The organism is Paenibacillus cymbidii, assembly GCF_004764705.1.
Classification (GTDB): Bacteria; Bacillota; Bacilli; order Paenibacillales; family NBRC-103111; genus Paenibacillus_AN; species Paenibacillus_AN cymbidii.
Window position 1 is genome coordinate 283,689 of the sequence record NZ_SHLX01000008.1, and the last position, 20,605, is coordinate 304,293.

Below are 20,605 nucleotides of genomic sequence, written 5' to 3' on the forward strand. Positions count from 1 at the left end.
AGCGGTATTGCCGTTCGGCTTCTCGCGTGTTGTCGTTCCCGTCGCATCACCTCCAGCAAGAATGTTCCGTCCGCTATTATTCCCATTCCGTCACGGCGGCCGCCAGCGCGTTGTGAAAAGCGGCTCGAAGGCGCGCAACGGACTTGCTGCGCCCGTAATGGACGCGGTTCGTCAGCAGCACGGCCGTAAGCCCGAGCTCCGGATCGACGTACAGGCTCGTGCCGGTGTAGCCGGTATGGCCAAAGCTCGCCAAGCCGAGCAAGTCGCCGGAAGCGTCGAACTTGTCGCCGCGCAGCGCCCAGCCCAGCCCGCGCTTGCCCGAAGCGAGCGTCGCCGTATGGCAGCGCGTTGCGGCGCGGGCAGCCGCCGGCGACAGCAACGGCGTCGGTTTGCCGCGGCAGGCGTCCAGCCACGCGTCCGCGTACCGGGCGAGATCGCCGGCGGAGGCGAACAAGCCGGCATGCCCGCTGACGCCGCCCAGCGCCGAAGCGTTCTCGTCGTGCACGATGCCGATGCGCGGGCCGCTTTCGTAAGCGTAATGCTCCGTTGCCGCAAGGCGCGGCTTGCGTTCGGCGGCGGGCAAGTATCCGCTTTCAGCCATGCCGAGCGGCTCGAATACATCCCGCCGCGCCGCTTCCGGCAGCGCCAGGCCGGTCAGTTTCTCGATCAACCGCCCGAGCACGATGTAGCCCATGTCGCTGTATACGACCTGCGTGCCGGGTTCATACTCGAGCGGCTGCTCCATGACAAAAGCGTTGATGCGCTCCGGCGACCAGCCGTGGGAATGCATATCCGTGAAGGCCATCAAACCGGACGTGTGCGTCAGCAGTTGGCCAATAGTAACGCTTTCCTTGCCGCCGCCCGCAAATTCCGGCACATGCATCGCAACGGGATCGGATAACGTCGCCTTGCCGCGTTCGATCAGCTTCAGCAGAAGCGGCAGCGTGACGACGACCTTGGTCAGCGAAGCGCAGTCGTATACGGTGTCTTCCGTCGCCGGTATGCGGTTGCCGCCGTAGTCGACCGCAAGGCCGGCCGCATACCGGACGGTTGCCCCGCGGCGGGAGACGACGGCGACGCCGCCGGGAATTTCGCCGCTGGCGATATTGTCGTCGATCAGCCGCAGCGCGGCTTCGACGCCTTCCGGCCGCATGCCCATGCGGCGGGCAGCTTCGGCGTGCGCTTCCTTATGCATGGCCGGCTTCGCGCTCGTAGAGCAGGAACGGCTCCCGCATCTTGCGCCAGACGCGCTCGTCTTCTTCGTAGCGTTCGAGAATGGCGGCCAACCCCGCCTGCTCGTGCAGCGTGCGGCGCACGACATCGCTGCCGGACAGTATGTCGATGAAGCATTTGGCGTCGCTGTTCTCCCGTTTCTGCGGCAGCAGCCAGACGAAGTCGTCCGCATGCATGTCGATCAAATGATGCAGCAAGTGCAGCGAAGTCGCTACGGCGCGGAACGCGGAGCGGTCCGTTACAAACAGCTGCAATCCGTTGCAAAGCGCTCCCTGGTGCTTGGAGAACATCGGCGTAAACGTCACCGGATGGAAAACCGCTCCCGGCAGCTTCAGTCCATTCAGCCGCTTCGCCAGCTTCTCCGCCTGCAGCCACGGGGCGCCGACCATTTCGAACGGTTTCGTCGTGCCGCGGCCTTCGGACAAATTCGTTCCTTCAAATAAACAGTTGCCGGCATAGACGCGCACCGTATCCATCGTCGGCATATTCGGCGACGGCAGCAGCCACGGCAGCCCCGTATCCGGGTATTCCATCTTCGGCTCCCAGCCGGACAGGCGCACGACGTGCAGCCGGCACGGCTTCTCCATCTGCGCCTGCACGAGCGTGGCGAATTCGCCGATCGTCAGGCCGGTGCGATACGGCACGCGCCATGCCCCTACCATGGAATGGAACGCGTCTTCCAGGAAGCCGCCTTCCACCTCGTACCCGCCGGTCGGATTCGGCCGGTCGAGCACGATCACTTCCTTGCCATGTTCGGCGCAGGCTTGCATCACATAAACGAGTGTCGTCAAATACGTGTAGAACCGGACGCCCAAATCCTGAATATCGAATACGACGGCGTCGACACTCGCCAGCATGGAGGCCGTCGGCTTGCGATGAACGCCGTACAGGCTGTACACCGGCAGCCCCGTTCCGGCATCGGTTTCATCCTCGAACAACAGCCCCGCCTGCCGCTCGCCGCGAATGCCGTGCTCGCAGGCGAACAAGGCGGTCAGCTGCGCGTCCGGCAAGGCGGCGCAAATGTCGATCGTCGAACGAAAATCCGATGCGATGCCCGTCGGGTTGGTCAGCAGGCCGATTCGTTTGCCCGCCGCAATGCGGTCTTGCCCAAGCGCCAAGCGATCCGCGCCCGTTAATACGTTCCCCGCCATAGTTCCCTCCGCTCCGGCGCCGTTGCCAGCCTGCGCCTTTGTCGTCCAAGTTGTTGGTTCCGGCTGCTTTACACAACCTTCAAGTTTCCGTTGACCGTATTATAAGCCGACCAAAATAATATTTCAAGATAGAAATTTTTTTTGAAATATAATTTCTTATTGAACCATTGTTTCACTGTCATTCAAGGCAAAGCCAATTTCCCCATTACCGTTGCCGCAGTTGCACCCGTTACGGCAGGCAGCGTATTCGGCACGCCGTGAATCGTATCGTTCGCCAATAAGGCGAACGCTATCGCTTCCTTCGCGTCCCCCGAAATGCCCAGCTCATCCGATGTATAAAGACGAAGCTCCGGCAGCAGCTTCGCCAGCATGCCCATCATTGCCGGATTGCGGGCCCCGCCGCCGGACACGATAACTTCAGCAACTTCGTGCCGCGGCAAAATAAAATCGCGATAGCTTCGCGCAATCGCATGCGCCGTAAACGCCGTAAACGTCGCCGCCGTATCGCGGGCGTCCAGCCCTTTGGCGGCGGCGCGTTCCAGCCACTGGCGGGCAACCGCTTCGCCGAACGTTTCCCGGCCGGTCGTCTTGGGCGGTTTGGCAGAAAAATAGGGATGGCGCATAAATTGTTCGACCAGTTCCGCGTCGACCGTTCCGGCGGCTGCCCAGCCGCCGTCCTTGTCATACGACATTGCGCCCCCGGACAACGCGACAATCGCCTGGTCGAGCATCATGTTGCCGGGACCGGTATCGAACGCGGTCACAGCCGCTGCGTCGGCCCCCGCCGGAATAACGGCGCAGTTGCCGATGCCGCCGATGTTCTGCACGATGCGGCCAAGGCGCGGATGGCGGAACAGCAAGTAGTCGGCATAAGGAGTCAGCGGCGCGCCCAAACCGCCGGCCGCCATGTCCGCGGGTCTGAAGTCGCCGACCGTGGGCACTCCCGTCAGTTTGGCGATGAACGAAATGTCGCCGATTTGCAGCGTCGAACGTTCGCAGAACGGCACGCCGCCCTCCAGGACCGGCTGGTGCCACACCGTTTGGCCATGCGAGCCGATAAAATCGATTTCGTCCGGGCGAAGGCCGGCCATTGCCGCCGCTTCCAGCGCGGCTGCCGCAAACCGTTTGGCCAAATGCACATTCATCGAACACAGCGCCTGCGCGTCGGCACCGCCCGGCTTGCACAGCGCCTTCAATTGGTCGCGCAGCGCGACATCGTAGGCGACGGTATAGAAGGCGATGCATTCCGCTTCCGCGTCGATTCCCGTTCCGGTCAACCGGACGACGGCGGCGTCGATGCCGTCAAGCGACGTGCCGGACATGAGGCCGATTGCCGTTTTCACTCGTTTGCAAGCCAATTTGCCGATCAGGTCAAGCATGTTGAATCCCCTCCCAACGTCAGTATATCGTTACGAAATATTTTTTCAAATATTTTATCAATCATAAATTTTCATTTTACAAACAAATGCGTTATCGTATATACTTGGCTCAGCGAAAAGAAGGTATTCTTCCTGAGCGTTGAAAGGCTGTGAATCCGGAATGATCATGACCATCGGCATCGACGGCGGCGGCACCAAAACCGAAGCGGTATTGTCCGACAGCCGCGGCGCTATTATTCATCGCCTGACATTCGGCGCGACGAACCCGCACGCCGTTACATTCGAAACGGCGGAGAAGCGGCTTGCTGAAGCGGCGGAAGCGATGTTCGCTTATGCGGAATCGCTGCCGGACGAACCGGCGGTCCCGGCGATATGCCTCGGCGTCGCCGGCGTCGCCCGCCGCGAAGAAATCGACCGCATCGCCGACTCCGTCTCCGCGCAGCTTGCCGCAAAAGGCCGCGACGCCCGCGTCTTCGTGCGCAGCGACGCCGACATCGCGCTGATGGCGGCGCACGGCAAGCCGAGCGGACTGATCGCGATCGCCGGCACCGGCTCGATCGTCTACGGCGTCGCGGCGGACGGTTCCCGCTACCGCGTCGGCGGCTGGGGACACCTGCTCGGCGACGAAGGCAGCGGTTACGCCATCGGGCGGCGCACGCTGCAGGCGGTGATGCAAAGCTTCGACGGCGTGCTGCCGGAGACGGCGCTGACGCCGCTCGTGCTGCGCAAATGCGCTCTCCATTCCAGCGACGAACTGAAACATTATGTATACCGGCCTGCGTTCGGCAAAGCGGAAATCGCCGCCTTCGCCGAGCTGTGCATCGAAGCGGGCGAGGCGGACGACGCCGTTGCGGCTGCGATTCTGAAGCGCTCTGCGGAGGAGCTCGCGGTCTGCGTGCTGACGATTCGGCGCAAGCATCCGGATTTTGCGCACGCGCCGGTCGGCGCGGCCGGATCGATGTTCCGCCACAGCGCCTATTACCGCGCCTGCTTCACTGCACGTCACGATGCGGAAGCGGCTGAGGCCCCGCTCGTTCTGTCGGATCGGTCCCCCGCGCTCGGAGCCGCACTGCTTGCGCGTATGCTCGCCGAAGCGGCGGACGGTACGGCCCTGTAGCGCGATTCCGGCTCACGGCCGACACCAACGACACCAGCCTGGTTTAACGGAGGAAGCAAGATGAACGACATCATCGATTTACTGACAACCGAACAACGCAATGACCATACGCTTCATATCGACGCCCAATCGACCGAACAAATCATGCGCCTGATCAACGACGAAGACCGGCTTGTGGCGGACATCGTGCAAGCGTGCATTCCGCAAATCGCGCAAGCCGCCGACCTGATCATCGCTTCGTTTCGGCGTCAGGGCCGCCTGTTTTATTTTGGCGCCGGCACGAGCGGACGACTCGGCATTCTCGACGCTTCGGAATGCCCGCCCACGTTCGGCACCGATCCGAAAATGGTGCAGGGCGTGATCGCCGGCGGGCTGCAGGCGATCCACGAAGCGGTCGAAGGCGCGGAAGACAGCGCTGCGCTAGGCGCCGCCGACGTCGACAACAACGGCGTCACCGCCCGCGATGTCGTCGTCGGCATCGCCGCCAGCGGCCGCACGCCGTACGTGCTCGGCGCGATGGAGCGCGCCCGGGCGCTCGGCGCCTCCGTCGTTGGCGTCAGCAACAATGCCGGCACGCCGATGAGCGGTTTCGCCGACGTGATGATCGAAGCCGTCGTCGGCCCCGAAGCGATTATGGGCTCGACGCGGATGAAGGCGGGCACGGCGCAGAAGCTGATTCTCAACATGCTGACGACCGGCTCGATGATTCGCATGGGCAAGGTGTACGGCAATTTGATGGTCGACTTGCAGCCGTCCAACGAGAAGCTTGTCATCCGTTCGAAACGCATCGCCAAACTCGCCACAGGCGCGGAGGACGAAGCGGTCGAAGCGGCGCTGGAAGCGGCGGACGGCCATGTCAAAACCGCCATCGTCATGCTGCTTTCCGGCACCGGCGCGACGGAAGCGCGCGAGCTTCTGCAGCAATCGCAAGGCTTTGTCGTCAAGGCGCTGGAGCTTGCTAACGGCAACAGGCAAGGGTGAAATATCTCCTGCCTCGGCCTCTCGAGTGGTAAACTGGAATGGATCCGGCGCCGGCTGTTCGTCCGGGCCGGAATTAGCGGTCCTTATCGTCTGGAGGAGATCAGGTTATGGCGGAAATTCGTTTGGTGGCGGCGGAGGAAATGGCGGAGGCGATCCGCGGGTCCGACGCCGTCTTTCGCGATGCGGAGCAAATTTCGATGGGGGCTGCTTTCCCGGCCGTTTTTTCGCCGGCGCTTTCGCAATCGTTCGGCGCTTATGAGGACGGCAAGCTCGTTTCGTTCATGGGACTCGTCCCCGCTGTACTGCGCATCGGGGACGCGCGAGTGCCGATGTATTCGCTCGGTTCGGTGTATACGCTGCCGGACTTCCGCGGACACGGTTATGCCGGGGACATTCTGCAGGCGATCAAAGCGCATGTCCGTGCGTCCGGCGGGGCGCTTGTTTACGTGTCCGGCGACCGTTCATTGTACACGCGCAACCAGTGCCACCCGTTCGGCGCGATCGATCGTTGCGCAATCGGAGCGGCACAGGCGGAAGGGCTGCTTCAAGCCGGCGCAGCCGCAGGTTTTGCCGTTCGCGAGATGGCGCCGACGGATTGGATGTACGTGTCCGAGCTGGCGGCGGCGCGCCGCGTCGCTTACGAGCAAAGCGTTCGCGAGCTGGCCGAGCTGATCGCCAGCGAAGCGTATGCCAGCTGCCTGAAGCTGCGGCATCGTACGCTTGTCGCAACGAAAGACGGCCGCGTCGCCGCCTTCGCCGTTGTGGCCACGCCGGACGAACGCGGCAGCAAACGCACGCCGCTTGCCGTCGAATGGGCGGGCGATGCCGTTGCGGTGGCCGCGATTTTGGGCCATGCCGCGACGGCGTACGGGCTGCCGCAGCTCGATGTGCCGGTTGCCTGGCACGAACGGGAACTGGCGGCGGCACTCGCGGGTGTGCCTTCTGCCGCAGGCCGCAATCTTGGCACGGTCCACGTTGCGGACGCCGAGCGGCTGTTTGCGTGCCTTGCGCCTTACTGGCGCACGAGCATCGCCGATCCGACTGAGCTGCCGCACGTGCGCACGCTGCCGGATCATCGTTATGCGCTGACGGCGGCTGACGGACGGACGTTCGAGCTCGACTCCGCATCTCTTGTGTCGCTGCTGTTCGATCCGATGCCGTCGCTGCCGGCGGTGCCGGAAGCGCGCGCCGCGATGCTCGGCCCGTTCCCTGTGCCGCTGCCGTATGCCGGCGGGCTTAATTACGTTTGACCTCATGACGGGAAAAACGATTTGATTCGAGGAGGCTCGTCTCTTCATGACGGAACAGGAACAGGCGGCGCTGCCGTTCGGGCTGCGCCCCGTCATCAATGCCGCCGGCACGATGACGTATCTCGGCGCTTCGCGCGTCGCCCCGCGCGTCATCGACGCCATGTCGCGCGTGCTGCCGGCGTTCGTCAACATGAGCGACTTGCAGCGGCGGGCCAGCCGCGTCATCGCCCGGGCGACGGGCGGCGAAGCCGGCTGCGTTACGGCCAGCGCGGCGGCGGGCATCTCCGTCGCCGTTGCGGCATGTATGACCGGCGACGATTTGTATCGGATCGAACAACTGCCGGACACGCTGGACGGCAAGAGCGAAGTAATCGTGCAGAAAGGCCATGTCGTCGGCTACGGCGCTTCTTTGTCGCAGGCGATCCGGCTAACCGGCGCGACGTGCATTGAGATCGGCGCCGTCAGCGGCTGCGCCGGCTATCAACTGCGCGGCGCGATCAACGAACGTACGGCCGCTGTCGTTTATGTCGTGTCGCACCATACCGTGCAAACCGGCATGATCGGCTTGCGCGACTGCTGCGCGATGGCGGCGGAATACGGCGTGCCGGTCATTGTCGACGCCGCCTCTGAGTACGATTTGACCGGCTTTCTCGCCGCCGGCGCGGCGCTTGCGATCTACAGCGGCCACAAGTTTCTCGGCGGGCCGACTAGCGGCATCATCGCCGGGCGCAAGCCGCTGGTCCGCACCTGCTACATGCAGGAAAAAGGCATCGGCCGCGGCATGAAAGTCGGCAAGGAAAGCATCGTCGGCGCGATGGAAGCGCTCGAGGCGTGGCTTGCGCGCGACGCGGACGCGATCCGGGCCGCCGAGGAGGCGCGGATCGCCCGCGCGGAGCAAACGCTCGGCGCGCTGGAAGGCATGCGCGTCTTCCGGATTGCCGACCCGACGGGCAATCCGATTGTGCGGCTCGCCGTTGCGCCGGACCCGCTGCGCTGCGGGCTCGACGCGTCGGCGCTGAGCCGGCTGCTGGCCGCAGGCGAACCGTCGGTGCGGGTGCGCGCCCATGAAGCCGAGCTCGGCTATTTCCAGCTCGATCCGTGCAATGTGACGGACGAAGAAATGGACGTCGTCTGCGCGCGCATCGCCGAATTGGTGCGCGGCGAGCGAAGCAAAACGTCGGGGGCGGCTCCGACCGCCCCTACGCCTGCCGACGCGGCGCTGGCCGATTTGCTTCGCTGGCCGGACTAAAGGAGGAATTCGTTTGCCCGCTTTACTATTGAAACAGGCGACGCTGTTCGGCTTCGGGCTCGGCGGCGCATCCGCTGCCGAACCGGCTTCCGCCGTCGACATCCTGATCGACGAGCGTGGTTTCGTCGCCGCCGTCGGGCCAACCCTTGCGCCGCCGGCCGGCGCCGAAGTCATTGACTTGCGCGGCTGCCATCTGTCGCCCGGCTGGATCGACATGCACGCGCACGTATACGACGGCGTCTCCAACATTGGCTTGAACCCGGACGACATCGGCCCGGCTACCGGCGTCACCGGCATCGTCGATGCGGGCAGCGCGGGCGCCGCCAATTACGCCGGGCTGCGCGATTATGTCATCGCCCCGCGGCCTTATCCGATCGTCGCTTTCCTTAATGTCGGCCTGATCGGGCTGACTTACGCCAGCCAGGTGAGCGAGCTCGACAGCATGGACAAGCTGAATGTCGACCGGCTGCTCGCCTGCATCGATGCCAACCGCGATACGATCAAAGGCATCAAGCTGCGGGCGAGCGGCGTCATCCTGCGCGGCTGGGGCATCGACATCGTCAAGCTGGCCCGCCGAGCCGCCGACGAAGCCGATCTGCCGCTGATGATTCATGTCGGAGAACCGCTGCCGCTGCTCGAGGACATCCTCGACGTGCTCGCCGAAGGCGACATCGTGACGCATATTTACCATGGCAAACGGTTCGGCCTGTTCAACCGGCGCGGCCTTATCCCGCAGGCGGAACGCGCCCGCGAGCGCGGCGTGCTGTTCGACGTCGGCCACGGCGCCGCCAGCTTCAGCTTCGCCGTCGCCGAACGTGCGATCGCGCTTGGCTTCACGCCGCACACGATCGGCACCGACCTGCACGCGCGCAACATCGGCGGCCCCGTCTGGGACATGCCGGCGACGATGTCCAAGCTGCTGGCCGCCGGCCTGCCGCTGGCCGACGTGATTCGCGCGTCGTCGACCGTGCCGGCCGGGCTGCTCGGGCTTGAAACATACGCGAACGGCCTGATCGGCGCACCCGCCCGCTTCACTGCCTTCGACCTGACGCACGAGCCGGTCGAGGTCGCCGATTCCGAAGGTGTCGCGCGTACGCTGCGCACGTTCATCCGGCCGCGGGCCGCGATCGTCGGCGCCCGCCACTGGCGCGCGGAAAGCCGGCTGCTGCGCTGTTCGAAATAAGTCATGTTTAATTGGCTATTGCGCCAAAATGAGCGGACAGTAAAGAAATAACCAGTGATTTCACTGGTTATTTTCGTAGAAACAGGCCAGTTCGGGGCCGTTTAGTCGAAATAGCCAGCGTTTTCGCTGGCTATTTCGAACGAAGCGAGGAAAATGAGGCAAATAAGCCATTTTTCACGGCCTATTTTGCGAGGAGACTCGTTCGGGAACGCTTCAAGCGCTATTCCTGGCCTCCCCGACGAGGGCTGGCGAACTTTTTCACCACGGCCGCTCCAGAAAATCCGTCTCAACGACGGGCAACGACGCATCCTGCGGGATACGAAACGTTTTGATTTCGCAAGGACCAAACTCCGCCTCGATGACACGGTTCCATATCGGCAGCGTCACTTTCGCCCGGGTTGCGGTATGGTTCGTCTCATAACAGCGGACAATCAAATCTTCATTGTCCTCCGCCTTCTTCATCGCACTGACGATAATATTGTCCCGATCAACGGCAATATAACTGTCTTGCTGCGGCAAATCTCCCGGATGATACGTTTCGATCACCGGAATGGGCGGCTGGTTCAGTTCAGCCGCACGTTTGACGGTTCCGGCCTGCCTCCAGTCTCCCTCATGCGGCAGCAGCACATACGTGAAATGCTGGATGCCTTGATCCATAAACGTATAATAGCCATCCGGATCCGGAACCTCGCCCGCATCATGGGCATAGATCGGGCTGCGCAGGACAGTCATGTTCATGTTGGGACCATGCGCGTCAAACGAATATTTCCCATCGTTCAGGATACTCAACCCATAAAGCAAAGCGCCGCCGTTCGCCGTTCCGGACTGATCGAACCAGCTTAGTCCCGGCACCTCGTCTCCGTTGTTTGTTCGTTCTATCGTGCCATACGGAATTTCGTACGTCGTTTTATCCGTATCGATGTTGACCGGAAATCGCAGTTTCAGCATCTTCCACTGCTCTCGCCAATCGACCGTCACGTTTACTTCCACATGATTCAGCTCTTTGTATAAGGTAAAATGCTGGATGACACGGGACCCGCCGTATGCGGACTCCACCCGGATCACCGATTTCACCGGGCCGTGTTCCACCCTGCGCACCCGGGTCGCAGTAAACGTTCCGATTTCCTGCTCGAATCGCTCCACGCCGTGACTCCAGGTATCGCTAAGATCCTCGATAACTACCGGCTGCGCCGCCGGCCCGCGAAACAGCTCCACCTGCTTCCGCTTGTCGAACAGATTCGTCATCCATCCCGTGCGCGGGTCAAGCTCCAGGCGCAACCCGTCGTTTTCCATCCGATGATCGGTCGCATCGACCGGGGAAAACGCGATTAAAGCGCCAACTGGATTCGCCGAAACGACCCGATATGTCCGGTAGCCTAACGCCGGCAGCTCGGCAATAAAGCTCAACCGCTGCCGCCAGACGGTGGAAGACGACGATTTGACCCGCTGGATCGGAACTTGCTTCCCGTCTTCGTCCAGCAAAAGATCGGTATCGATAAAGCTGTGAAACTCGCGGCCATACCCAAAGTGGCCGAATTCCAGCTCCACGTTAGTTTTCGTCGGCCACGAATGCGGATTAAACACCACGATCGGTTTCATCCGCTCTTCGGGATCGATCCGGATGCGCCATGAAATCGATTGCAGCGCGTCGTTGAGCGCCCGTCCCGCAATGGCGTTCGCTTCGCCGTACGAGTCGCGGGCATCCTGCTCGTATACGGCTTCGATGGCAGAGCCGGGCAATATATCGTGAAATTGGTTGAACAACACGTTTTTCCATGCCTGCCCCATTCGGTCCGGATACAACTGACCGGTGACTTGCTCAGCAACGATCGCATATTTTTCTGTGGCAACCAGCAGTTGTTCGGCTTTGCGGTTCCAACGCTTCACGTCGGATTGCACGCTGTAGCAGCCTTTCGCGTGCATCTGCAGCTCATCGCGAAGAATGGGAATCCCTTCTCTGTCCACCTGCGCAAAATAGCGATCGGGGGAACTGAACACAAGCTCCGGATAGCGAGAATCCTCGTTCCATTTCATAATCGCTTCGATATTTTGTTTGGTCGGGCCTCCGCCATGATTGCCCACGCCGAAAAACAGCAGTTGGTCATGCCGCGAAGATCGTTCCAGCTTGTGTTTGACGTAATAGTCCAAGGCCGCTTCGAACGCCCCCGGAATCTCTCCCATCGAAAGATGGGTGTAAAATGGAATGCGATGCGCGAGTACGCGGGATCCGTCGTCCGATTCCCACCAGAACAGGTCCGTTGCCAGCCGCTTTTCATGTTCGCCGGGCCGCATGAACACATAGCGGTCCATCCCGCTTTTTTGCAATAGCTGCGGCAGCATCGCATGGTGCCCGAAGCTGTCGACATTGTAGCCAACCGTGCACAGGACCCCGAATTTCTCCTGAAAATAGCGCTGCCCGTACAACCCCTGACGCACGAACGACTCCCCGCCCGGCAAGTTGCAGTCCGCCTGCACCCACCAGCCGCCGCACAACACCCAGCGCCCCTCGGCTACGCGCTGCCTGATTTCCTGAAACATGCGAGGCTCGTTATTTTCGATCCATTCATAGATCGCCGCGGTGCTTGACGTGAAAATAAAATCCTCATATTCCATCATCCGGTCCAGTGCGGAACGAAACGTCGCTTTCACCTCCTGGAAGCCTTCCTGCCACCGCCACAGCCATACCGGATCCAAATGAGCGTTGCCGATCATATGAAGCTTCTTCTTATTCACAATAAACGTCTCCATTCAATCAGATTCGTTTCAACCATTGCTTGTTCCTCTACTATAATTGTATTTTATAATAAGACAAGGCATGACAAGGAGGAAATTTTGCCAATGATCCGCAATTCAAGCGATCTTAATCGAGTCAACATTATCAATTTTATTCGCGGTGTCGAACCTCGACTGCCGATGGATCTGCTGGAGCCGGTACGTGAGCAGATCGCGCTCGTTCAGCGTCACGGCTTAAGCGCTTCCTGGCTCATCCAGTACGATGCGCTCATCGACCCGGCCTTTGCCGGTTATTTGCGCGAGCATCTCGACAACCGCCAGGAAATTGGCGCCTGGTTCGAGGTCGTGCAGCCGCTGGCGGAACAAGCGGGCATTCCATGGAGAGGGCGGTTCCCGTGGGATTGGCATGCTCACGTCGGTTTTTCGGTCGGCTACTCGCCCGCGGAGCGGGAGCGGCTGGCCGATGTGTTCATGGACGAGTTCAGAGCGCAGTTCGGCCGCTATCCGCAATCCGTCGGTTCGTGGTTTATCGACGCGCACCTGCTTGGTTACCTCGCCGACCGTTACGGTATCGTCGCCTCCTGCAACTGCAAAGATCAATGGGGAACGGACGGCTATACCCTCTGGGGCGGGTACTACAATCAAGCCTACTATCCGAGCCGCTTCAACGGCTTTATGCCGGCTCAAACCGCTGCCAACCAGATCCCGGTTCCGGTCTTCCGCATGCTCGGCAGCGACCCGATCTACCAATACGACGCCAATGTCGGCGAGAACGGTCAAGGCGTCGTGACGCTGGAGCCGGTTTATACGGGCAGCGGCGGTGGCGGCGGCATCCCGGAATGGGTGCGCTGGTTTTTTGACGTCAATTTCCGCGAGGACCAAGTTTCGTTCGGTTATGCCCAGGTCGGCCAGGAAAATTCGTTTGGCTGGGAGCTGATGAAGAACGGGCTGATCGATCAGGTTGAGCTTCTTGCAGAGTGGCAAACGGCCGGCAAGCTGACGGTGGAAACGTTGGCCGAATCGGCTCGCCGCTACAAGGAGCAATACACAGTGACTCCCGCTTCCTCCATCTGCGCCCTGCACGACTGGAAACAGGAAGAGCGCCAATCCGTCTGGTTCAACAATCGCAACTACCGGCTCAATCTGTTCCGCGAGCGCAACACCGTCCGGATTCGCGACATTCATCTGTTCGACGAAACCTACGCGGAACGATACTTGCGCGACGTATGCGAAACGAAGGACTGCATTTACGACACGCTGCCGGTTCTGGACGGAGCGCGCTGGAGCGGCAATTCCATCCTGGCCGGCATCGAACCGCACGTAACCGACGAGCGCGGCGCATCCGTTCCGGCATCCGTCCGCTCGCTGCGGGTGGACGAATCCGTACCGGAGCAACTCGCCATCATACTCGGCATCGAAAACGGAGCTTCGGCCGGCGGTACGCTGGCGATCACATGCGCGGAAACCGGCATCACGATCCGTTCCGACTTCACGGGATGGGAATTGCCGATGAAATGGGCCACAACGCCGGAGCTGCCGGAGATCCGGGGTCGGAACGACGGTTTGCGTTACATTTACAACGGACATTCCTATTTCCTCGAATGCAAGGACGGCATTCTAATTACGCGTGTGCCACTGTCAAACGATCCTGCAGGCAAGCCGTTGTCCGCACAATACGTGCTCCGTCCGAACGGCAGGGAGCTGACGCTTGCGCTCAACAGGGGGAACTAATCGCAATTTTTCCCACCGCTTGACGGGAGCACGGCAAACGCATACAATAGCGATACTTTTCCACGGGAGGTCCAAAGCATGCTGCGCACAATGCTCCATCGGCGAAAAAGCGTCATCCTCACCTGGACGCTTTCCTATGCTGCCGTATTGCTGCTGCCGCTGGCCATCAGCTTGTTCGTCTACTTCGTCTCCAGCCGGACGCTGGAGAGCGAAATTCACCAGGCGAACCGTTCGCTGCTCAGCCAGGTGCGGGAAGTGGCCGACGGCTATTTCCAGTCGATGGAGCGGCTCAGTTTTGAGATGACGTGGAACGTGCGCATCCAGGACCTGCTTTATTCCGGCAAATACTCCTCCTACCCGGAAGAATACCCGTACGATTTATTCGTCATTTCGAAAGATATGTCCCGCTACAAAGATGCGTATAAATCGGTCGACCTGTTCTATTTGTACCTGAAGAAAGACAATACCGTCGTCATGCCGACGCTGGTCCGCGAAGGCCAATATGCGTTCAACCTGCTGCACAAGGTGCCGGGGTTCAGCTACGAGGCGTGGCAGGAAATCGTCCGCCTCGACGACTTCAAAGGCTACCTGCCGATGACGCGTATCACCGAAGACGGCAAGCAGCGGGCTACGATTGCCTTCATTACAAGCTACAAGCCGGACAAGGAAACATCTCCCGCGGTCAACGTCGTCATGATCGACGCCTCCCGCATCGTCGGAGCGATCGAAAACGTGGAGCTGTTCAGCAAAGGCCATGTGTTCATCGTCGACGAGTCGCGCCATGTGCTGGTTTCGAACAACGGGGCCGATGCGGCGGCGGCGCGTATCCCCTACGAGCAAATGACCGATCCTTCCGGCTCCGACTACATGACGGTCGACGGCAAAAAGTACGAATTGCTATATTTGAAATCGGCTACCTCCCCATCGCTCACCTACGTCTCGATGATCCCGAGCGGACTGTACTGGCAGAAGGCCAAGCTCGTCCGCAACCTGACGATGATTTGCTCCGCGATCAGCCTGCTCGGCGGCGCGCTCATCGCCCTGTTCTTCCTGCGCAAAAATTACAATCCCGTCCGCCGGCTCGTCCAGGCGCTGTCCGGCAAGTCGGGCATCGGCTACGGCAAGGAAACCGACGAATTCCAGTTCATTCAGAACGCATACGACAACACCGCGGCCAAAATGGATACCGTCCTGCTGCAGATGGAGCAGCAGCGTCATGCGCTTCGCTCCAACTTCATCGCCCGGCTGCTGAAAGGCAGGTTCGACGAACGCATTCCGATCGACGAATCGCTCGCCACCTTCGACATGCATTTCGACTCCGACGATTTTGCCGTTATGCTGCTTTATCTGGAATCCGGCGACGAATTTTACAGCCGCGTCGAAACGACGGCCCCGGTCGACAAACGCAAGCTGCTCCAGTTTATCGTCACCAATGTGATGGAGGAGCTCGCAAGCCGGCACCATCTGGGCTACGTCGCGGAGATGGACGATACGTTCGCCTGCCTGATCAACTTGCGCGGAACGGAATCGCCGGAAGACCGCGCCGCCGAGCTGCGGCACATCGCCCAGGAGGCGAACCGTTTTCTGACCGACCATTACCGGCTCGTCTTTACGTTTTCGCTCAGCGGCATTCACCGCGATGCGAGCCGCATTCCCGCTGCTTACGCCGAAGCGCTCGACGCAATGGAATACAAGCTCGTGATGGGCGCCAAAGATGTGTTCAGCTTCGAGGACGTGCGGCGGCAGACGGCGGCGGACAACGAGCCGGGCTTTTATTATCCGCTGCAAGTGGAGCAGCAGCTCATCAACGCGATGAAAATCGGCGACTACGACAAAGGAAAAGCGACGCTGGACGGCATTTTCGAGCAAAATTTCCACCGCCCGGCCGTATCGATCGCATACGCCCGCTGCCTGATGGTTAACCTAGCCAGTACCATGATCAAAACGGTCGGCGAAATCGGCAGCGTGCAGGACAGCTTCCTCGTGCAGCACCCGAAACGGATCGAACGGTTCCTCGCCTGCCGCACGATCCAGGAAATGCAGGAGCAGTTGACGTCGCTGCTCGGCACGGTGTGCGAGTACACGGCGGAGCGCAGAAAACAGCATATGCAGGAATCGAAGGCGCAGGCGATGGACAAACGCATCCGCGCCATCGTCGAGCTGATCGACCGCACCTATATGAACGTGAACCTTAACATTTCGTTGATCGGCGATCATTTCGACATGAAGCCGGCCTACTTGTCCAAGCTGTTCAAGGACCATACCGGCGAAGGGCTGCTCGACCACATCAACCGCACGCGGATCGCGCATGCCAAACGGCTGATGGCCGCCAGCCACCGCAACGTTAATGAACTGTACGCCGAAGTCGGCTTCAACGATGTGAATGCTTTTATCCGCATGTTCAAAAAATATGAAGGCATCACACCCGGCAAATTCCGCGAAACCGTTTCGGATTCGTAGCTTGTTTGGTGCAAATTGTTCAATTACGCGATGCGATTGGCGATTTTGCCGATTGCGTCGCTCCTGTCTACGCGCCAACGGGCATGGATGCGTCCGGAGCCGGCAAAAAAATACGCGATCGTATTGTCCGTTTTGTTGATCGTGGCGGAATAATTCGCGATCGGTTTGGCGATTTTCCCCGATTGAGCAATTGTAAACGCTGTCATACGATGGACCCAAGAGATCGCCAGCCGGTCTCGACCACACCGGATCATACCGGATATTCGAAGGAGGGCATCCATTTGAAACAGAAACGAATCGGAACCGCACTCGCCGCCACCTTGTTGCTCGGGAGTGTAACCGCCGCCTGCTCGTCGAACAGTTCGTCTTCGGGTTCGTCCAGCTCGCCGTCCAAGGCGCCGGCATCAACATCCCCCGGCGCCTCGGCATCGGCCGCTCCGGCCGCCGCCACGTATCCGCTCAAGACGGACAAAACGCTGACGTACTGGGGCGAATTGCCCGGCAACCTGGTCGGCGTCAAATCGTCGCATGCCGATACGCCGTTCTTTCAGGAGTGGCAGAAGAAAACGGGCGTGCCGATCAAATTTACGACCGTTCCGGCCAACCAGGGCAAAGAACAATTAAATATCCTGCTCGCATCCGGCGACCTGCCGGACATGATCGAATACAACTTTACGAACGACTTCCCAGGCGGACCAGAGAAAGCGATCAAGGACGGCTACATCCTGCGGCTGAACGACGTGATCGACAAGTGGGCGCCTAACCTGAAGAAATATTTGAAGGAACATCCCGAAGTCGACAAAATGGCCAAAACGGACAGCGGCAGCTACTATGTATTCCCGTTCATCCGCGGCGACGACTATTTGAAAGTGTTCCAGGGCCCGATCGTGCGCAAGGACTGGCTCGACGAGCTCGGCTTGCCGGTGCCGACGACGATCGACGAATGGTATACGACGCTGAAAGCGTTCAAGGAAAAGAAAGGCGCGACAGCAGCCGCTTCGTTCGTCGGGCTGCCGAGGCCGCTGAACGAATTTGGCAACGGCGCGTTCCTCGGCGCGTTCGGCGTGACGCGCAACTTCTACACCGACAACGGCACGATCAAATTCGGGCCGATGGAGCCCGGCTACAAGGAATTCCTCGGCACGTTCCGCAAGTGGTATGCGGAAGGGCTGCTTGACAAAAACCTGGCGACCGTCGATACGAAAGCGATGGATGCCAACTTCGCGAACGGCGCAACCGGCGCAACCGTCGGCAACGCGGGCGGCGGCATCGGCCGCTGGCAGCCGATCGTCGAAGCGAAGAACGCGAAAGCGCAGCTCGTCGGCGCTCCGTATCCGGTCAAAACGAAAGGGCAAATCGCCCCGTTCGGGCAAAAGGACTTCGCTTTCGCGCCGGGCGGCAGCGTGGCCATCTCGGCGAAATCGAAAAACATCGAACTCGCCGTACGTCTGCTCGACTACGGCTACAGCGACGAAGGCCACATGTACTTCAACTTCGGCGCGGAAGGCGTCAGCTACAAGATGGAGAACGGCTACCCGAAATATACCGACCTGCTGATGAAAAATCCGGATAAACTCGCGCCGGCGCAGGCGATGTCCATGTACATCCGCGCCAACTACAACGGGCCGTACGTGCAGGACAAACGCTACATCGAACAGTATCTGGCGCTGCCCACACAGCGCGATGCCGTCACGACCTGGCAGAAGACGGATGTCGACAAGCACCAGCTGCCGCCGATTACGCCAACGCCGGAAGAAAGCAGCGAGTTCGCCAAAATCATGACCGACGTTAACACGCTGGTCGACGAAATGACGCTGAAAATCATTCTGGGCACCGAGTCGCTCGACAATTTCGATCAATACGTCAGCAAGCTGAAATCGCTCAAAATCGACCGCGCGATCGAAATTCAGAAAGCGGCGCTCGACCGCTACAACAAACGGTAAGGCGCTTGCTCTTGCCGTTCTGACGACCTGACGACCTGGCGATATAATGCTTCGACCCGGAGGGGGCCGTTCGCCCTCTCCGTACCTTCTTCCCGCGCGAGCAGACGCTCGCCGCCCGCCGATTGCAAACCATTCCGAAAGGAGCGGATTCCGATGGCCAAATCCGCCGCGGCAGCGCCGACCATGCCGGCCGCATCCGCGACAAGGCAGCGCAGCGACTCGTTCCGTTCCCGGTTCGTGCGCGATTTTGCCCTGAACAAGCTGCTGTACGCCATGATGCTTCCCGTCATCGCCTACTATATCGTGTTTCATTACGCGCCGATGTACGGCGCCCTGATCGCCTTCAAGGAATACTCCCCGGCGCAAGGCATTTCCGGCAGCGAGTGGGTAGGCTGGGCCAATTTCCGCGACTTTTTCGAATCGTATTACTTTTGGCGCATCCTGAAAAATACGATCATCATCAGCCTGCTGACGCTGATCTTCGGTTTTCCGGCTCCGATCGTTCTGGCGCTCTTCGTCAACGAAATTCGCCGAAAATTTTTCAAACGGTTCGTGCAAACCGTCACGTATATGCCCTACTTCATTTCGCTTGTCGTCATCTGCGGCATGATCGTCGAATTTACAAACAACGGCGGCATTATCAACAATATCCTCGCAAGCTTCGGCTACAACGGCCAGGCGATGCTGCAGCAGCCGCAATTGTTCCGGCCGATTTATATTTTGTCCGAGATTTGGCAGAAGGTGGGCTGGGAATCGATCATCTATATCGCCGCCTTGTCGGGCATCGACCAGGAGCAGTACGAAGCCGCCCATATGGACGGCGCCAGCCGCTGGAACATGATGTGGAAAATTACGCTGCCGGGCTTGCTGCCGACCATCTCGATTTTGTTCATCCTGCGCGTCGGCAACCTGCTGAATGTCGGCTTCGAAAAAATCATTCTGCTGTACAATTCGGCCACCTACGATACGGCGGACGTGATCTCGACGTTCGTTTACCGCAAAGGCTTGATCGATTTTGGCTGGAGCTACAGCTCGGCCGTCGGCCTGTTCAATTCGGTCATCAATCTGGCGCTGCTCGTTGCCGCGAACCGCATCAGCCGCAAGCTGAGCGAAAGCAGCTTGTGGTAACCGGTGTGCCAACTTGGAGGAGGAGAATTGTATGAACTACCGACTTTCCGCCTCGGACAAATGGCTGAACGCCGTCATTTACGTTTCGCTGTCGCTGCTCGTCGTCGTGACGTTGTATCCGCTGCTGTATGTAGCTTTTGCGTCGTTCAGCGATGCCGGCCAACTGGTCGCGCACCGGGGGCTGCTGTGGCGGCCGCTCGGCTTCAGCATCGAAGCGTACCGCAGCGTATTCCGCAATCCAGGCATCATTACCGGCTACCGCAACACGCTGTTCATTCTCGTTTTTGGCGTCGCCGTCAACATGCTGCTCACCGCCCTCGGCGCTTATGTGCTGTCGCGCAAGCAGGTCATGTGGAACAACGTGTTTGTTTTCATCATCGTGCTGACGATGTTTTTCAACGGCGGACTCATTCCGTTCTACTTGATTATCAAGGGGGTCGGGCTGATCAATTCGCTTTGGTCGACGATCATTCCGTTTGCGGTCAACACGTTCTTCCTGATCATCATGCGCACCGCATTCTCCGCCATTCCGGACAGTCTGGAGGAATCGGCCAAAATCGACGGCGCCAACCATCTCGTCATCCTGTTCCGAATCGTGCTGCCGCTGTCGATGCCGGTCATTGCGGTGATGATTCTGTACTACGCCGTGGACAAGTGGAACGGCTGGTTCTACGCCTCCATCTTCCTCAAGGATCACGACTTGTACCCGCTGCAGCTGACGCTGCGGGAAATTCTGATCGCCAACGCCACCGACGCGATGGCGTCGGGCGCCTCCAACGCCGACCGCTTCCAGCTCGGCGAAACGATTAAACACGCGACGATTATGGTCGCGACCGTGCCGATTCTGCTCGTGTATCCGTTCGTGCAGAAGTATTTTGTCAAAGGGGCGATGATCGGCGCGGTGAAAGGCTGACGGACGGGGACGAAATAGGCCCTTTTTAAAACTACGTCGGCACAATTATATAACAGAATTTTCCTGCCGGATGTCGAATAAGAAATGGTCAGCGTAAATGAAGGAGTGGCCATGATGCTTTCGAAAAATCGGTTAGGGACGGCGCCTAAAATAT

At 60.0% G+C, this 20,605-nt stretch carries 15 protein-coding genes; 10 read left to right on the top strand and 5 right to left on the bottom strand.

Annotated features, from left to right (window positions below):
• Positions 1-76 precede the first annotated feature (76 nt).
• The 3 genes from EXY20_RS13785 to EXY20_RS13795 all read right to left on the bottom strand — a co-directional run bounded on the left by EXY20_RS13785 (position 77) and on the right by EXY20_RS13795 (position 3,763).
• A complete protein-coding gene (locus tag EXY20_RS13785; protein WP_135551922.1) occupies positions 77-1,195 on the bottom strand; it encodes a serine hydrolase domain-containing protein in 1,119 nt (372 codons plus the stop codon).
• Positions 1,188-2,384, bottom strand: a complete 1,197-nt coding sequence (locus EXY20_RS13790; RefSeq protein ID WP_135551924.1) for an exo-beta-N-acetylmuramidase NamZ family protein — start codon at positions 2,382-2,384, stop codon at positions 1,188-1,190. Before EXY20_RS13790 ends, EXY20_RS13785 begins: the two co-directional genes overlap by 8 nt.
• A gap of 182 nt (positions 2,385-2,566) precedes the next feature.
• Positions 2,567-3,763: an anhydro-N-acetylmuramic acid kinase gene (locus tag EXY20_RS13795; RefSeq protein ID WP_135551926.1), complete on the bottom strand. Its 1,197-nt coding sequence runs from the start codon at positions 3,761-3,763 to the stop codon at positions 2,567-2,569.
• Between the two features lie 160 nt (positions 3,764-3,923).
• On the opposite strand from EXY20_RS13795, the gene EXY20_RS13800 reads away from it, so the two are divergent.
• The 5 genes from EXY20_RS13800 to EXY20_RS13820 all read left to right on the top strand — a co-directional run bounded on the left by EXY20_RS13800 (position 3,924) and on the right by EXY20_RS13820 (position 9,543).
• Positions 3,924-4,880, top strand: coding sequence for a BadF/BadG/BcrA/BcrD ATPase family protein (locus tag EXY20_RS13800; protein WP_135551928.1), 957 nt, complete (start codon positions 3,924-3,926; stop codon positions 4,878-4,880).
• 60 nt (positions 4,881-4,940) lie between these two features.
• The gene (murQ, locus tag EXY20_RS13805; protein WP_135551930.1) at positions 4,941-5,861 is read left to right on the top strand and encodes an N-acetylmuramic acid 6-phosphate etherase; all 921 of its coding nucleotides are present in this window, start codon (positions 4,941-4,943) and stop codon (positions 5,859-5,861) included.
• Positions 5,862-5,968: 107 nt separating this feature from the next.
• Entirely contained in the window at positions 5,969-7,111 is a 1,143-nt protein-coding gene (locus EXY20_RS13810; protein WP_135551932.1) for a GNAT family N-acetyltransferase, read from the top strand.
• Positions 7,112-7,157: 46 nt separating this feature from the next.
• Positions 7,158-8,360, top strand: coding sequence for a PLP-dependent aminotransferase family protein (locus EXY20_RS13815; protein WP_135551934.1), 1,203 nt, complete (start codon positions 7,158-7,160; stop codon positions 8,358-8,360).
• A 13-nt stretch (positions 8,361-8,373) separates the two neighbouring features.
• On the top strand, positions 8,374-9,543 hold the full coding sequence (locus EXY20_RS13820) for an amidohydrolase/deacetylase family metallohydrolase (RefSeq protein WP_135551936.1): 1,170 nt from the start codon (positions 8,374-8,376) through the stop codon (positions 9,541-9,543).
• A 258-nt stretch (positions 9,544-9,801) separates the two neighbouring features.
• On the opposite strand, the gene EXY20_RS13825 is transcribed toward EXY20_RS13820, so the two are convergent.
• On the bottom strand, positions 9,802-12,276 hold the full coding sequence (locus tag EXY20_RS13825; protein ID WP_207671267.1) for an alpha-mannosidase: 2,475 nt from the start codon (positions 12,274-12,276) through the stop codon (positions 9,802-9,804).
• A 105-nt stretch (positions 12,277-12,381) separates the two neighbouring features.
• On the opposite strand from EXY20_RS13825, the gene EXY20_RS13830 reads away from it, so the two are divergent.
• Together EXY20_RS13830 and EXY20_RS13835 are read left to right on the top strand one after the other, a co-directional pair.
• Positions 12,382-14,007 (top strand): hypothetical protein, encoded by a 1,626-nt coding sequence (locus EXY20_RS13830; RefSeq protein ID WP_135551938.1) that lies wholly within the window; start codon positions 12,382-12,384, stop codon positions 14,005-14,007.
• A gap of 78 nt (positions 14,008-14,085) precedes the next feature.
• On the top strand, positions 14,086-16,467 hold the full coding sequence (locus tag EXY20_RS13835) for a helix-turn-helix domain-containing protein (RefSeq protein ID WP_135551940.1): 2,382 nt from the start codon (positions 14,086-14,088) through the stop codon (positions 16,465-16,467).
• Positions 16,468-16,490: 23 nt separating this feature from the next.
• Here EXY20_RS13835 and EXY20_RS13840 read toward each other — a convergent pair whose 3' ends face one another.
• Positions 16,491-16,673: a hypothetical protein gene (locus EXY20_RS13840; protein ID WP_135551942.1), complete on the bottom strand. Its 183-nt coding sequence runs from the start codon at positions 16,671-16,673 to the stop codon at positions 16,491-16,493.
• Between the two features lie 75 nt (positions 16,674-16,748).
• Between EXY20_RS13840 and EXY20_RS13845 the strand changes: the two genes are divergently transcribed.
• The 3 genes from EXY20_RS13845 (at position 16,749) to EXY20_RS13855 (ending at position 20,451) form a co-directional block, all read left to right on the top strand.
• Positions 16,749-18,410 carry an extracellular solute-binding protein gene (locus EXY20_RS13845; RefSeq protein ID WP_235885850.1) on the top strand — a complete coding sequence of 554 codons (1,662 nt, stop codon included), beginning with the start codon at positions 16,749-16,751 and terminating at the stop codon, positions 18,408-18,410.
• Positions 18,411-18,593: 183 nt separating this feature from the next.
• Complete coding sequence (locus EXY20_RS13850) at positions 18,594-19,538, top strand: ABC transporter permease (protein WP_407944915.1); 945 nt, start codon at positions 18,594-18,596, stop codon at positions 19,536-19,538.
• A 31-nt stretch (positions 19,539-19,569) separates the two neighbouring features.
• Positions 19,570-20,451: a carbohydrate ABC transporter permease gene (locus tag EXY20_RS13855; protein WP_135551949.1), complete on the top strand. Its 882-nt coding sequence runs from the start codon at positions 19,570-19,572 to the stop codon at positions 20,449-20,451.
• Positions 20,452-20,605 lie beyond the last annotated feature (154 nt).